General features: G+C 49.6%; 12 protein-coding genes and 1 riboswitch. Of the genes, 2 read left to right on the top strand and 10 right to left on the bottom strand.

Annotated elements, in window-relative coordinates; all coding sequences use genetic code 11:
* Nucleotides 1-19: 19 nt before the first annotated feature.
* From SPTER_RS03405 to cooS, 4 genes are all read right to left on the bottom strand, one after another.
* Nucleotides 20-1,534 carry a catalase gene (locus SPTER_RS03405; RefSeq protein ID WP_144349062.1) on the bottom strand — a complete coding sequence of 505 codons (1,515 nt, stop codon included), beginning with the start codon at nucleotides 1,532-1,534 and terminating at the stop codon, nucleotides 20-22.
* A 645-nt stretch (nucleotides 1,535-2,179) separates the two neighbouring features.
* Nucleotides 2,180-3,031 carry a YitT family protein gene (locus SPTER_RS03400; RefSeq protein WP_144349061.1) on the bottom strand — a complete coding sequence of 284 codons (852 nt, stop codon included), beginning with the start codon at nucleotides 3,029-3,031 and terminating at the stop codon, nucleotides 2,180-2,182.
* Nucleotides 3,032-3,219: 188 nt separating this feature from the next.
* Nucleotides 3,220-3,831 carry a methyl-accepting chemotaxis protein gene (locus tag SPTER_RS25580; RefSeq protein ID WP_425474353.1) on the bottom strand — a complete coding sequence of 204 codons (612 nt, stop codon included), beginning with the start codon at nucleotides 3,829-3,831 and terminating at the stop codon, nucleotides 3,220-3,222.
* Nucleotides 3,832-4,289: 458 nt separating this feature from the next.
* Nucleotides 4,290-6,416 carry an anaerobic carbon-monoxide dehydrogenase catalytic subunit gene (gene cooS, locus SPTER_RS03390; protein ID WP_144349059.1) on the bottom strand — a complete coding sequence of 709 codons (2,127 nt, stop codon included), beginning with the start codon at nucleotides 6,414-6,416 and terminating at the stop codon, nucleotides 4,290-4,292.
* Between the two features lie 158 nt (nucleotides 6,417-6,574).
* On the opposite strand from cooS, the gene lepB reads away from it, so the two are divergent.
* Nucleotides 6,575-7,138 (top strand): signal peptidase I, encoded by a 564-nt coding sequence (gene lepB / locus SPTER_RS03385; protein WP_144349058.1) that lies wholly within the window; start codon nucleotides 6,575-6,577, stop codon nucleotides 7,136-7,138.
* 291 nt (nucleotides 7,139-7,429) lie between these two features.
* On the opposite strand, the gene SPTER_RS03380 is transcribed toward lepB, so the two are convergent.
* The 3 genes from SPTER_RS03380 to metX all read right to left on the bottom strand — a co-directional run bounded on the left by SPTER_RS03380 (nucleotide 7,430) and on the right by metX (nucleotide 9,946).
* Entirely contained in the window at nucleotides 7,430-8,332 is a 903-nt protein-coding gene (locus SPTER_RS03380; RefSeq protein ID WP_144349057.1) for a LysR family transcriptional regulator, read from the bottom strand.
* Nucleotides 8,333-8,439: 107 nt separating this feature from the next.
* Nucleotides 8,440-8,607: a hypothetical protein gene (locus tag SPTER_RS24525; RefSeq protein ID WP_170233130.1), complete on the bottom strand. Its 168-nt coding sequence runs from the start codon at nucleotides 8,605-8,607 to the stop codon at nucleotides 8,440-8,442.
* A 127-nt stretch (nucleotides 8,608-8,734) separates the two neighbouring features.
* A complete protein-coding gene (metX, locus tag SPTER_RS03375) occupies nucleotides 8,735-9,946 on the bottom strand; it encodes a homoserine O-acetyltransferase MetX (protein WP_144349056.1) in 1,212 nt (403 codons plus the stop codon).
* A 411-nt stretch (nucleotides 9,947-10,357) separates the two neighbouring features.
* Nucleotides 10,358-10,468: riboswitch (SAM riboswitch) on the bottom strand.
* A gap of 181 nt (nucleotides 10,469-10,649) precedes the next feature.
* Here metX and SPTER_RS03370 point away from each other — a divergent pair.
* Nucleotides 10,650-11,285 carry an endonuclease III domain-containing protein gene (locus SPTER_RS03370; protein WP_211367432.1) on the top strand — a complete coding sequence of 212 codons (636 nt, stop codon included), beginning with the start codon at nucleotides 10,650-10,652 and terminating at the stop codon, nucleotides 11,283-11,285.
* Nucleotide 11,286: 1 nt separating this feature from the next.
* Here SPTER_RS03370 and SPTER_RS03365 read toward each other — a convergent pair whose 3' ends face one another.
* The 3 genes from SPTER_RS03365 to SPTER_RS03355 all read right to left on the bottom strand — a co-directional run bounded on the left by SPTER_RS03365 (nucleotide 11,287) and on the right by SPTER_RS03355 (nucleotide 14,140).
* Nucleotides 11,287-12,396: a double-cubane-cluster-containing anaerobic reductase gene (locus tag SPTER_RS03365; RefSeq protein ID WP_211367430.1), complete on the bottom strand. Its 1,110-nt coding sequence runs from the start codon at nucleotides 12,394-12,396 to the stop codon at nucleotides 11,287-11,289.
* A gap of 27 nt (nucleotides 12,397-12,423) precedes the next feature.
* Nucleotides 12,424-13,206 (bottom strand): acyl-CoA dehydratase activase, encoded by a 783-nt coding sequence (locus SPTER_RS03360; RefSeq protein WP_144349053.1) that lies wholly within the window; start codon nucleotides 13,204-13,206, stop codon nucleotides 12,424-12,426.
* A gap of 376 nt (nucleotides 13,207-13,582) precedes the next feature.
* Nucleotides 13,583-14,140, bottom strand: a complete 558-nt coding sequence (locus SPTER_RS03355; RefSeq protein WP_144349052.1) for an ECF transporter S component — start codon at nucleotides 14,138-14,140, stop codon at nucleotides 13,583-13,585.
* Nucleotides 14,141-14,287 lie beyond the last annotated feature (147 nt).

Genomic DNA, 14,287 nt, shown 5'->3' with positions numbered 1-14,287 from the left:
TCTCCATGCTCTGCTTTCACTAGGCCAATGTGGCTTGCACCCGCTCCGCCTGGGACATTGCCGCCAGTTTTTGTACGGCCGCCACCTCCAGCCCCAGAGCTTCAGCAACACGTTTTCCATAATCGGCATCTGCTTTATAGAATAAAGCCGCCTGCCGGAGCTGAATTCTTTTTTGGGCTTGCCCCAGGTTGCCACAGATATTCGAAATCAGATGGTCCCGGTCGGTATCACTCATTACCCGGCGGTAGAGTTCTCCGGCCTGAACAAAATCCACATCAGCCAATGGATATTCATGCCGCGCAACCGTGCCGGTAACAGGCAGCACCGGTGGCGCATACTCCGGAGCAGGAGCCGGTCCGCCAAAGGTGTTAGGATAATAATTAGGCCCCGCACCGCCGTTGTCATCAACGGTCATGAAACCATCACGCTGATAGGTGCTGGCACTGGCGGCCTTAGGTTTATTAATCGGTATCTGGTGAAAGTTTGGCCCCAGGCGGTGACGATGAGCGTCAGGGTAGCTAAACAAACGTCCCTGCAGCATCCGGTCCGGTGAGGCCGCGATTCCCGGAACAAAGTTCCCCGGTGAAAAAGCAGACTGCTCCACTTCGGCAAAGAAATTGTCCGGATTCCGGTTCAAAACCATCTTGCCAACCGGAATTAACGGATAATCCGCATGATACCAAACCTTGGTAATATCAAAAGGATCAAATTTGTAAGTGGCGGCGTCTTCCGGCGGCATGATCTGCACATAGGCGGTCCAGGACGGATAATCACCCTTTTCGATGCTGTCAAACAGATCCCGGGTGGCACTGTCCGGGTCTTTGCCGGCCAATTCAGTGGCTTCTGCCTCAGTAAGGGTCTTAAAGCCTAAGTCAGCTTTAAAATGCCATTTAAACCAGTAGTGTTGGCCCTCATGGTTATAGAACATAAAGGTGTGGCTGCTGTGCCCATCCATATGTCGGAAGGTTTTAGGGGTCCCCCGGTCAGAGAAAAGAATTGTGACCTGGTGAATAGATTCAGGGGTAAGGGACAGAAAATCCCACATCATATCAGGGTCTTTGGTATGCTTAGCCGGGTGTCTTTTTTGTGTATGTATAAAATCGGGGAACTTGATGGCATCACGAATAAAGAAAATGGGGGTATTATTGCCAACCATGTCATAGTTGCCCTCTTCGGTATAAAACTTAATAGAAAAACCTCTGGGATCTCTTGCCGAATCGGCCGAACCCTTTTCTCCGCCTACTGTGGAAAACCGGAGAAAAAGATCTGTTTTCTTGCCAATCTCAGAGAGAAAAGCCGCCCGGGTATATTTAGTAATATCGTGGGTAACCTCAAAGTAACCGTGGGCTGCGGTTCCTTTGGCATGCACAACACGCTCGGGGATTCTTTCCCGGTCAAAATGAGCCAGCTTTTCAATGAGATGAGTATCACTCAATAAAGTATATCGGGGGTTTTCTGTGGTAATCGAGTCTTGATCATGGAAAACTGGATTACCCAAATTTGTCGTTAAAATCTTCTGTTCCTTATCACTCATACACACTCAGCCTCCAAATTTTATTTAGTGATTACTTTAATGGCTTATGCCTGATTTCAGATATTTATATTAGATACTTTTTCACCTCCTTATATCTAACTACGCTACCAGACCACAATTTTTTTTTACAGATTTCTTTTTTTAATTAAAATATTGGAAAATTATATAACCTTGTACCATTATTTTAAATATATACTGATAAACTGTCAATCTTTATTAAGACTATATATTCGTTAAAGATTGGCTAAAATTATAAACAAAAAATCACCATTAACATCTCATAAATGGTGATTTTTGTAGATTCACATACTTTATTGTTTTTTGGTATTAATACCAAGAAGCTTACATGACTTATAATACAATGCCACTGTCCAGCCAACCCCCACCAGTACTAACAACATAATCTCCTGTCCGCTCATACGAATGCACCTCCGTTTATTTGAAGGCGGACATCCGGTTAGAAGGAGCTTCCCGGGGGCATAATCAGTTGCTAGAATTATCGAACCTTTCTTTGCTCGAAAAGCTCTGTCCTCCTAGTCACTCCAGGAAGTTATTCTGGTTGGTTGGCCGTATAGCAATATTGTACCGCAAATAGTGCCGGACAGCAATAAAAAGCTGAGAAAATATTGGGCAAACTTGCGCTCATCATAGTTGTCTGGAGTTCGGCAGCGTAAAGCCCCGCCCCATAACTTCAGCCGCATCCTGAACAATCATAAACGCCTGGGGATCAGACTCGTGGACAAGCTGTTTAATCTTCGCAATCTGGGTAAGACTGACGACGACAAACAGCACCTGCTTGCTTTGATGGGTAAAAGCGCCTTCGCCGTTAAGGATAGTAACCCCCCGCCCCACCTCTTTTAGGATGGACGAAACAATACTGTCAGTATTGTAGGAAACGATAAAGACCGTTTTCCTGCGGTTAAAGCCCTCTACCACCTTATCGGTCAGGTTAGCGGTGACGAACATGGCAAATAGCGTCAGCATGGCCAGCTTAAGCCCGAATAACAGGGCGGCAACCACCATAATAACACAGTTAATGGCAAAACCAACGACCCCAAAATTAAGAGAATAGTATTTTTTGACAATGGCAGCAACGATATCGAGTCCGCCGGCATTGCCATTGACCCGGAAAATAAGGCCGCTGCCAATCCCGGAAATCACCCCGCCGGTCAGGGCGGAGATGATAGGGTCATCAATAAGGTTGTACTGCGAAAAAAACCGAGTGCCATCGACGGCCACAGAAAAAAGGATGGTGCCAAATATTGTGTTGATCGTATAGTCTTTCCCCAGCAGCCGGTAGGCAGCATAAAGCAACGGGATATTCATCACAAAGATCTGTATGCCGATCGGCAGGCCAAACAAAAAATAAAAAATAATAGCCAGACCGGAAATCCCGCCGCTAAGCAGGTGATGGGGGACCAAAAACCCATTAATGGAAATGCTGGCGATAACACAGCCGACAGCTACCCAAAAGTATTGATTAAACTTATTTCGCATACATTCCTCCAATTAATCCTACATTCATCTTACCCCTAATAGGATTCTACCATACTGTAAAAAAATCCGGAATACTTTCGTCTTTTTACAGTATGGTACCAGTACAATGCACAGCAGAAAACTCAGCACACACAGCACTGAGCTTCCAGTTACATTTTGCCTAGCCTGCGGTTATCTGCAGCCGCGAATCAGAGCTTCTCCGCCATATTTTCCAGAATGCCGGCAGCGGCGTTAAGCTCCTGAATGGAAGCCGTTATCTCCTGGATAGCTGCGGCCTGCTCCTCGACCACCGCATTCGCCTTATGAATTCCCTGGCCAATCAAACCAACCTGGGATTGAACCCGCTGCAAAATGGCATTAATCTGGCTTATGCTTTCGTTACTGGAGCTTGAGAGTTTCCTGATTTCCCCGGCAACCACACTAAACCCCCGCCCAAGCTCACCGGCACGGGCCGCCTCAATTGCAGCATTCAGACCTAAAAGATTGGTTTGGCCGGCGACATTTTTAATAAAAGCCACGACCTCATCCGTATCCTTGGTATCATGTTTAGCTTCATCCGTATACTGCAGCAGCTCCTTATTAGAGGTAACCAGATCCTGAATACCGGCCGCTACATGGCTGATCCCGTCGGTAATCTGCCGGAGTGAGGCGGAGAGACTGTTGGCCAGATTATAGACCTCCCGCTGCCGGTTAAGGCTTTTAGCAATACCAATCGTCCCGATTACCTGGCCCTGGTTGTCTTTCACCGGCACATCAACGGATCGCACATCAATACCGACTACTTCCTTGGGTATTACCATCGATATGGCCGCTGCCTGGGCAATAGCCTTGCTGGAAGACGATCCTGCCGGCAGGGGATCGCCGTCTTTGACATTAACCCTGATGCTGGGACTGTGCAGGATAGTCAGGTATTTTTGCTTATCGGTCACCGACAGTGTAACATCATCTTCAAATAGTTGCTGGAGATAGGGCGCCAGCAGGTTAAAGGCCTCTAACACCGCCTGCATATCTGTTTTATGCTCATGGTCTTGCATGAAAGAAAAACCCTCCTCTTCGTCACTCAAATATACAACCAGGCTGGGTAATGATATAACAGTTATATTATAGCTTATCTCCGACAGCTAATCGAATTTTTTTCCCAGAACCGACGGCGTTATTATCGTCAGAATACCGGAGAAAGACATCCGGAAAAAAGATTGCCACGGCTGACCGCTGCTAAGCAATGCCGTGGCAATCTTTTTTTGTTTAGCCGGTCTTACTAATTCAGGCCCAGCTCTTTGCGTTTCTTTTCAATATGGTTCACATAGATTTGCACCGTCTTGTCGGCACTGGTTTCGACCGTGAGTTTCCCCAGACCCAGGGTTTCAGTGGTTTCGGTCAGCGTCTTAACCACCAGCTCGCTGCCGGTAACGGACGGTACCGGGGCGACATGGACGAGCCAGCCTAAAGCAATGGCGGTGCAGGCATCAGCAACCGCCTTCTGCTCCAGATATTCCGGGGCGCCAATAACAAGCGGCAGTTTATTGGTATCCACATCTAAGGCATCGGCGATTTCCTTGGCAGTTTGCGTCATTTTACCGATATCGACACAGGCGCCATAAGAAAGTACCGGCGGAATTCCCAGGGCCTTACACACCTCTTTCAGGCCGGGGCCGCATTCTTCGGCGGCCTGCGGATTAGTTAGGCCGGTGTATTCCATTACCGAAGACGTGCAGCCGCCGGATAGAATCAGAATGTCTTTTTCGATCAGGCCTTTGGTAATGCGGAAAATATTACTGCCACCCTGGCCGTAGCGGGCGGTGGTGCAGCCGACAATTGTGGCGATACCCCGGATTTTACCGGCAGCAATGGCATCTATCAGCGGTTTCCAGGTGCCGCCGAGCGCTTCTTTAACCGACTCGGTGCTAAAACCAATCATGCAGCCCTCGGAAACATGGGGGGGAATATATACCTCACGATTTTCCGCTTTCCGTTTACCAAAGGCGCTGACGGCCATATCGAGAATTTTTGCTGCCTGCTGTTTCATCTCTGCCGGCTTAAACTCGACAACCTCGGTACCAGGCATGCGGATGACTTCATGGGTACTTACCATCATTGTGCCAAACCGCTGGGCATAAAGCGGCAGGGTGGGAATGGTGCAATTATAGTCAAACATAAACAGGTCCACGGCACCGGTGGCCAGAAGATATTCCTCCGAAAGCCACTCGCCCTCCTGGCCGGCGTAAGCGCTCATTGCCCCGGTATCACTATAGTTGAGCAGCTGCTGCCCCTCACAGACATGGCCCAGCACCTGCAGGCCGCTGGCGCCGGCCTGCCGGGCTTTATCCTGCCATTCCGGCGTGGAGGCCAGTTCAATAACCACATGCGCCGTGAGGGGCATATGGCCATTGGTAATGATATTGACCTTATCTTTTTGCAGGAGTCCCATATTCTGCTTGGCCGCCCGGATTTTCTGGGTGCCCATAAGTATTTCCTGAAGTATGTCAAGGGCGAACAAGCCCTGGTATTCGTTGATTATGCCCAGCCGGACTGAGGTTAACAGAAAGTCAACAGCATCTGCGTTGAGGTTAGTCATACACTTTGTTTGCGCAAAACCAACCTCACTGAAGCCACCGCCGGGGTAGATATTCAGCTTCCGCCACAGCTCCTGGCGTTTGGCAGGAGCGAATGCTTTCACCATCGCGGCTTCTTCCCAGTAGGGTTTGCCCATATCGGCCAGCACCCAGTCGGCAAAATTAACCGCGACTTTGTTTAACTCCTCACGGCTGTTTAAGCCGGCCATTTCCGCATATTTTAAAAGCTTTTGACTGTCCCGTATTTTAAGGCCGCTGTCGGGGTTCCCGGCAGCAGCTTTCAGGGCCCGGGCAGCCTGCTGGGCGTGAAAGATATTCGCCGAGGTGCCAATGGTTACATGGCGGTACACAAAATTCCTGGCCACCATAACATCGGCATCAACACCGCAATTGCCGCGGGGGGCTTTGGGGCTGATCCGGCAAGGGCCGTTGGCGCACAGCTGGCAGGACAGACCGGAAGAACAGAAATTGCAGCGAATCTTCTCCTGTTGTTCAAAGCGATCAAACACATTGGTCAGACCTTGCGCATGGACATGCTGATACATCTCGCGCAGGGCCGGATCAATAATGACATTGAGCGGAAAACCGTCTTTCGACTGATCCTGCACCTTGATATGCTCCCGCTGCCACTTATGTACTGCCGGCATAGAGGCCGGGGCTTTTTCGATATCATAATATTTCCTGGCGTTCTTATGCACGTCAAAATGCCCGTCCGGATTGTTCGTGCTGCTGGCATCGCCTTTATTAGGCACTGATTCCACATCACCGCGGCTGGTCGTATCATCACTTTTGATTAGCGTATCATTAGCCATACAGGTCCTGTACCTCCTTTGATTTCTGATCTTAGTTTATTACCAAAAGAGTATTCTTATATACAGGCCTGTCAATAATTCCATACTGCTTATTCGGAATAACCCTTGCCCCCGCTAACGCTATCTGTTAAACTTTTAATATTAGGGGGAATTCAATAATGAAACTCATTAAAGAAATTGCCGACTGGGCCTATAGCCTGGCTGTGGCCTTAGCACTGGCCATTGTGATTAACGCCTTTGTCTTTCAGCCCACCCGGGTAGTAGGGAACTCGATGGAGCCCAACCTGCATAACAATGATTATGTTTTTGTATCGAAGTGGTCCCACACCTTTGCCAATGTGCCTGAATATGGTGACATTGTTATTATTGACAGCCGTGTGTTCCGGGAGCGCAGCGTAAAAGACGACCTGGCCGACCCGGTCTCCACTTATCTTAGTGTTGCCAAACTGGCCGAGGTCGACAATCATATCTGGATAAAGCGGGTTGTCGGCAAGCCGGGCGATACCATTGAAATCAAGGATGGAAAAGTATACCGTAACGGCACCTTGCTTGACGAAACTTATCTCAAGGAAACTATGCGGGTAGCCGCTCCGAAAAAGGTCATTATCCCGTCCAACCAGGTGTACGTGTTAGGCGATAATCGCAACAACTCCAGCGACAGCCGCTATATCGGACCCGTTCCGGTCAGTCATGTGCTCGGAAAAGTAGTCATGACCCTATAGGATAGCAAACAGTCAGGGTGGCTAGCCACCCTGCCTGTTTTATTGTTGTTTCCTTGCCTGCTCTTAGTCCCGCACCCGCACCATCGTCCAGACCCCCACAGCCAGCAGCAGTACGGCATATATAACTTTAGGTAATAAAAGCTATTCGTTTTATGTATTTTACTTATAGTTCTGTAAAGTGTAAACTATATACAGGCATTAAATATGCCCACGTCATGAGCCTAAAGACCAGGTGTCTAAGGCTTTTTTTTTGTTCAGCAGGCCGCTTCTGCGCCGGCCTGGAGTCCGGCTTCATTTCAGTCTTACGTCAACACCAAATAAACAGGCGGTATAATTCAGCCATTCCCGGGCGGCATAGGACAAATAGGTATCTTTTTTCCAGATTACAGCCAAATGCCAGGGCCTGATTTCCTCCGCCAGGGGCAAGGCTTTCACAACACCACCCGCCAGTTTGGCACATACCATTTTGGGCAACAGGGCCACCCCCAGCTTAGCGGCCACAATTTCCACCATAAAATCCCACTGCGAGCTTTCGCACAATACCCTGGGCATAAAACCATATTCCCGGCACTTTTCGATAATATGGTCATGCAGGGCAAAGTCCTTACGATACATAACCACCGACTCATCGGCTAAGTCCGTAATATGGGCAATATCCCGGGCCGCCAGCCGGTGCTCCGGGTGAACAATGAGCTGGATCGGATCTTTAACAAAAGCAAACAGCGAAAAGTTTGCTTTATTTTTAACGGGCAACACTACGACCCCGATTTCCAGCTGACCTTCTTCCACCATCTTTTCAATCGCTTTCGAACCAACCTCGATTAAATCAATCAGAATATCAGGATATTTTTTCTTAAATTCGCCAATAGCAATCGCAAAAAAGCTCGTCTCAACCATTGGCGGAATCCCAATACGAATCTGCCCTTTGCGGCAGCCGATCAACGCATCCAGGTCGGCAGCGGCATTGTTGAGCGAAGCGATGATGTTAATCCCGTGTTCATAAAGCGCCTGGCCGGCATCAGTCAGTTTAGTTTTCCGGCCTGACCTGTCGATCAGGATAACCCCGAGTTCATTCTCCAGATTGCGCACCATCTTGCTGATAGACGGCTGCGAAACATGAAGTGCCTGGGCTGCTCTGGTAAAACTCCCCTGCTTTGCTACTTCAATAAAATATGTTAAATGCAGAATGTCCACAAAAAAATATGCTCCTCCATCAAAAAATAAGGTACATAGTTCAAAAAAGAACTATATACCTTATACTATGGCTGGCCTTACCAATAACTGTCAAGAGTATTTTGTGGTTACGAGGGTACAGCCCGGTCCCAAAATTCCTTGGTCCTGGTTATGTCCTGCGTAACAGGAATGGGTACAATTTTTTCCCGTTTATCAACAAGCACACCCGGTTTTGTTAACCCCTTATCATTGGACGGCAGTTTATAGCCGAATAGCCATGTTAGTAACGCTTGCATATGTTTCTCCCCTTTACCTAAATGACTGGCGCTTACATTGATTGTAAAGGTATCGGCCACTTAAGTAAAATATCTATTATGCATAGGCATAATTACCTGTAGTTATACAAGGGAGAAAGGGTTACGCTCACACCTCCCGGAGCTCTACCGCCGGCATCAGGCGGGCGCCGAGATAGGCCAGGCTGGACGCCCGGAACCGGAACCATTGCCTGATCGGCACAGTAACCGGCGCCGGCAGGGCGGCATCAATAAAGCGGGTAAGGATTGGCCTGAGCAATTGAAAATCGATCAGAAATCCGTCATGACCGTGCGGGCTGTTAATCACCGCCAATTCGGCCCGGATGCCCACCCGGCGCAAGGTTGCCGCCAATTCTTCCTGCTGATGCGGCGGGTACAGGATATCGGAACTGACCCCGACAATCAGCATCCGGGCATCGATGCGGGCCAAAGCATCCTCATACGTTGCGTAACCGGCGCTTATATCGAAAAGATCCAGGGCCCGCAACAGATAGAGATAGGAATTGGCATCAAAGCGTTTAACGATATTCGCGCCCTGGTAGTCTAAATAGTTTTCCACTTCAAACTGTCCGCTCCGTGTGCGCCGGCCAAACTTATAGGCCATAGACAACTCGCTCTGATAGGTAATCATGCCCAGGGCCCGGGCCGCCGCCAGGCCTTTCTCCGGGCCAGGCCCGCCATAATAATTACCGTTTTGCCAGGCGGGATCAAGCATAACCGCCTGGCGGCCCACCCGATTGTAGGCAATGGCCTGAGGGGCTGCATAGCCTGGGGCGGCAATCACAACAACGGCATCAATAAAACCCGGATAGCTTACCGCCCATTCCAGCGCCTGCATCCCGCCCATCGAACCGCCAATGACCAGCGCCAGGTGCTGAATCCGCAGCACTTCCAACAGCCGTTTCTGGACCTTTACCATATCTTTAACGGTTATCTCCGGAAAACCCATGCCATAGGCCCGGCCGGTAGCCGGATCAGGCGAAGCGGGACCTGTTGTCCCCTGGCAGCCGCCGAGCACATTGGCGCAAATAACATAAAACCGGTCGGTGTCAAGCGTCCGCCCGGGACCGATTAACGGTTCCCACCAGCCTTGCTCATCATAGGGCCCGTGGGCCGCCGGGTGGCTGTCACCGGTCAGCGCATGCGCCACCAGGATGACATTGTCACCGGCCGCAGACAGTGTACCATAGGTTTCATACGCCACCGTTATCTCGGTTAAACAACCGCCCTGCTCCAGGGTAAAAGGATCTTCCGGGCTGGCAATTTGGGCCAGCTTGAGCTGTGACCGCCATCTAAAACCGGGAAAAAAGGTAACAACCATGAACTTAGCCCCCTTTGTAATGATTTAACCAGTACCTTGGCACAGTTAGATGTTAGGTTTAGACAACGTAGATTTTTTCGCAATGCAAGGCGGAGGAACCGCGCAGATCGGCAATCTGTAAGGTGACGACAACGAAGCAGTGCGGGAAAAGATGCGTTGTATAACCTAACATTTGACTTTGTCAAGGTACTAGTGCCTTGGCACAGTTAGATGTTAGTTTTAGACAACGTAGATTTTTTCGCAATGTAAGGCGGAGGAACCGCGCAGATCGGCAATCTGTAAGGCGACGACAACGAAGCAGTGCGGGAAAAGATGCGTTGTATAACCTAACATTTGACTTTGTCAAGGCACTAGGTAATAAAAATTGAAAACCCCCTCGCTAGAGGGGGCATATTAATATATACCTAATCCCTCTCATCTCCCAGGAATATCTACTGATTCCTGCTGGAATTAGCACCTCTGCGTAAATACGCCGGTTGCCGGGTGTCATCGGGCCAGTCCCTCGACCTCTCTGGATAAGAGTTAATATGAAATTAGCGGGTTGTAATGTATAAATGATAGCTAAGCTGAGAACATTTGTCAAGTATATCCTTTGCTTTTTTTACAATTTAAGGAGGCATTTAACCATAAAACCGATTATAATAGATACAGGGATTTTGTCCTCCCGACTACGCCGCCCGGCATAATGGTAAGGAGCAATAGTATGCGTGGATTATATGAGCTATACAATACCCTGCTGACTGCCTATGGTCAGCGAAACTGGTGGCCGGCCGAGACACCCTTTGAAATGATGGCAGGTGCCATTCTGACGCAAAATACCACCTGGACCAATGTGGAAAAGGCCTTGACCAATTTAGGCGACCGGTTATCGCCAGCCTTTATTGCCGGGGTACAGACCGAAGAACTGGCCCAGCTCATCCGCTCCAGCGGCTATTATAACCAAAAGGCGCTGAAACTAAAAGCTCTGACCCAGTGGTATGAAAAGTATGAGTATAATATAAAAATAGCGGCCGCCGGTGACGGCGAAGCACTCCGGGCTGAACTGCTGGCCGTAAAAGGCATCGGCCGGGAAACCGCTGATTCCATCCTGTTGTATGCCCTGAACAAACCTTTTTTTGTGGTAGATACCTATACAAAACGCCTATTGCACCGGCTTGGTTATGACCTCCCGGCCACTTATGACGGCTTGCGGCTGCAGCTGGAAGCGCACCTGCCGCAGGATGTGTATCTGTACGGGGAGTTTCACGGCCTGATTGTGGAGCATGCCAAACGGCATTGCAAAAAACAGCCCGCCTGCGCGGGCTGCCCTGTTGCCGGCTGCTGCCGGCAGCGTATGTGAGTTATCCCATCATCTCCAGAAAAGCCTGGACCCTGGTTGTGATTTGCTCAACATCGCCCTGGGAATAATCGGTCTCGATCTGCAAAAACGGGGTATTGCCGTTTTGTTTTAAAAATTCTTTTACCACCCGGCTTTCAACATTGTAGGTATGACAGCCCTGCCAGGTAATATCAACAACACCGTCAACGCGATATTCCCCGACCAGTTGGTCAAGCTGCTCCATCCGGGTGGGATTCGGGCTCATACAGGAACAGGGAATCGCCAGATATTTCTCAGCAATAGCCGTCAGCGGCGGCTTGGTTTCATCCACAAGCGTAACATACTGCTTCATCCCTGAACAGTTTTCAATATAGACGACAGCGGCGCCGCAGTCTTCAATAATCTTGATCACCTTGTCGGCGCCGACCCCGGTCGGCACACCGGTAACCAAAATCCGCTTGGCGCCTTGGGGCCTGGCCGCTTCCCCATTGGCGACACTCTCTTCGATATCACTGATAACCGCCTTGATTTGCTCGGCAAACGCGGCCCGGTCGGTCACAAAGTTCCGGCCCCAGAGCAGCTTCAGGAAATCCTGACCGGTCATGGGGACCGGGTCATTTTTCAAATAGCCGGCCAGTTGCTGCATCAGCCGCCGTTCTTCGTTCAGGACCTGAATGGCGGCCTGCAGTTTTTCATCAGTAATTTGGGTATCAAGCTCAGCCTCCAGCAGTTCCTTTAATACCTGTACCTCATGGAGCCAATAAGCCTTGTCGCTGTCAGCCAGATAACTTTGCGGCATTTTCATGACATGCACCGCTTTAAAGCCTTTCATAAGCTCAAACATTTTTTTCTTGCCGTCACAGGTTGTTTCGCCAATAATAAGGTCGGCATACAGAAAATACGGACACTTATCCGTCACCGCCAGGCCATAGGAAGATTTAATCAGCGGACAGAAATTACGGGGCAGTGACTTCTCCCCGTCGGGAATCCCCTCTTCTTTGGTCGCGCACAGGGAAAACCCCAGGGCACCGGCCGCCAGCACAAGCTCCTGCGGTGCATAGACACAGTAAAAACCGACAACCTTTTTGCCTGCTGCCTTAATATCCTTAAGCATCGTAAACGCATCTGCCATAAACTGCTCCCCCATTTATACAAGTTTTTAAAGCTGACCGGCAGCCTCCCAGGCATACAGTGCCGCCCCGATCGAACCGGCAAATATTGCCTGCCCGGTGGTAATAACAGACAGCCCCAGCCGCAGCGCCAGCTGACGCCGGAGAGCCTGGTTCTGGGACACGCCGCCGGTAAACGCCACCGGCGGCAGCGGCTGAATGGCGGCGGCCATAACTGCCACCCTATTGGCAATTGAAGTATGCAAGGCGGCAATAATTGCCTCCCGGGGGACGCCCCGGTTGACAAGGCCAATCACCTCGGATTCGGCGAAGACAGTGCACATCGAGTTTATCCTACATGCCGGGCCGTCCGGATCGGCCTCAATCGCACCGATGTCAGCAATGGCAAGCCCCAGGGCCTGCGCCATAACCTGCAGGAACCGGCCGGTGCCGGCCGCACATTTATCATTCATCACAAAATCCTCAACCTTGCCGGCCTCATCCACCCTGATGGCCTTGGCATCCTGGCCGCCGATATCAATGACCGTCCTGGCTGCCGGCAATAAATAACCTGCCCCTCTGGCATGGCAGGTTATTTCCGTCATGGCCTTAGTTACAAACGGCAGACCGAGCCGGCCATAACCTGTCCCCACAATATAAGCCGCCTGCGCCGGGCTTTTGCCGGCCAATGCCGCCGCCAGCAGACCGGCGGCCTGCTCCTGCGGCGCCCAGCCGGCCGGACAAAGGCTATTGGCCATGGTTTTGCCATCATACAACGTCAGCTTAATTGCCGAAGAACCGGCATCAATGCCGGCAACTATTTTAGCTTTCATAGACCACCTATCAGATTGTAATAGATTAATTATAGTTAAATTATAAAAATATTCTATTACCGTATTCGCTATTATTCATCTTATTCCTGCACACTCTAGGGAGAAGAAAACACGGCTTTCGAGAGAAAACGCCGATATTTAAAAAATCTTGACAATATCGCCACCGCTCTTGACAAAGCCCGTGATTGCAGCTTCATTCGCGCAATCGAAGCTGCGCACACGGGATTGCATTGGGGCGCAACCGGTAAAGGGCTTCCTGCCTATTGGCCCCAGTTAACGTTAAAGTAGAGATGAACACGAATGTCAGGCAGTGAAATCGCTCCTTTCTCAAGGCTATATATTTTGGAGCAGATTTTCAAGTAGTATCCGGTACGTTTTAGCAAGACAGTTGGCGATGTTTTTTATCCGCCGCCTCCTGCCCGGATAAAAAGGCTCTATGCTTTCTCAACTTGAGCACGACAGGCAGCACAATTACTGACGCCACGCCGATCTGAACGAGATTACCCGGTACCGATGTCATCGGCGCGAGCCAATTGCCGTAAATAATCCCTTCGGCACCATAATAACCAACTACCTTAATAATACAAGCCGCTGCCAAAGCCAGGACATAAGCCTTAAGAGTCTGGTTCTTTTCGCAAATAGCGCCGACCGTATACCCCATGAACCCGACAATGATCAGGGTAAAGGGCGCCCACAGAAACCAGCCGCCCACCACGTCAAAAAGAGCCATGCCAATTCCTCCCGCCAAAGCGCCAAACCGGCGCCCGTAAAGAATGGCAATTATAAATAAAGGCACATTCCCTAAATGAATTAAACCGCCATTAGCAGCAATGGGAAGACGAACATTAACAAATACTGTACAAATAAATACGAGAGCAATGCCCAATGCTGCATAGACTAGTTGTTTTGTTTGACTGAAAGACCGTTGTTCCATACTGTTTTTTCCACCTTTCCCGTCTTATTAAAGCTTGAGTTTTACTATCACCACTATTAGACCTTTTGCAAAACATGTTTGTATTATAAAACAATTTTGATACTATTAAAATAGGCAGAACTTACATTTTAAATAGGTACAGATAAG

Source organism: Sporomusa termitida (assembly GCF_007641255.1).
Taxonomy (GTDB): domain Bacteria; phylum Bacillota; class Negativicutes; order Sporomusales; family Sporomusaceae; genus Sporomusa; species Sporomusa termitida.
This window is presented reverse-complemented; position numbering and strand designations above follow the sequence as displayed.

What these genes read in the sequence shown, in the direction of transcription:
- lepB (WP_144349058.1), top strand. Translation starts at nt 6,575, where the DNA reads ATGAAACTCATTAAAGAAATTGCCGACTGGGCCTATAGCCTGGCTGTG.
- metX (WP_144349056.1), bottom strand. Translation starts at nt 9,946, where the DNA reads ATGGTTGTTACCTTTTTTCCCGGTTTTAGATGGCGGTCACAGCTCAAG.
- SPTER_RS25580 (WP_425474353.1), bottom strand. Translation starts at nt 3,831, where the DNA reads ATGGTAATACCCAAGGAAGTAGTCGGTATTGATGTGCGATCCGTTGAT.
- SPTER_RS03400 (WP_144349061.1), bottom strand. Translation starts at nt 3,031, where the DNA reads ATGCGAAATAAGTTTAATCAATACTTTTGGGTAGCTGTCGGCTGTGTT.
- SPTER_RS03355 (WP_144349052.1), bottom strand. Translation starts at nt 14,140, where the DNA reads ATGGAACAACGGTCTTTCAGTCAAACAAAACAACTAGTCTATGCAGCA.
- SPTER_RS24525 (WP_170233130.1), bottom strand. Translation starts at nt 8,607, where the DNA reads ATGCAAGCGTTACTAACATGGCTATTCGGCTATAAACTGCCGTCCAAT.
- SPTER_RS03370 (WP_211367432.1), top strand. Translation starts at nt 10,650, where the DNA reads ATGCGTGGATTATATGAGCTATACAATACCCTGCTGACTGCCTATGGT.
- cooS (WP_144349059.1), bottom strand. Translation starts at nt 6,416, where the DNA reads ATGGCTAATGATACGCTAATCAAAAGTGATGATACGACCAGCCGCGGT.
- SPTER_RS03365 (WP_211367430.1), bottom strand. Translation starts at nt 12,396, where the DNA reads ATGGCAGATGCGTTTACGATGCTTAAGGATATTAAGGCAGCAGGCAAA.
- SPTER_RS03405 (WP_144349062.1), bottom strand. Translation starts at nt 1,534, where the DNA reads ATGAGTGATAAGGAACAGAAGATTTTAACGACAAATTTGGGTAATCCA.
- SPTER_RS03360 (WP_144349053.1), bottom strand. Translation starts at nt 13,206, where the DNA reads ATGAAAGCTAAAATAGTTGCCGGCATTGATGCCGGTTCTTCGGCAATT.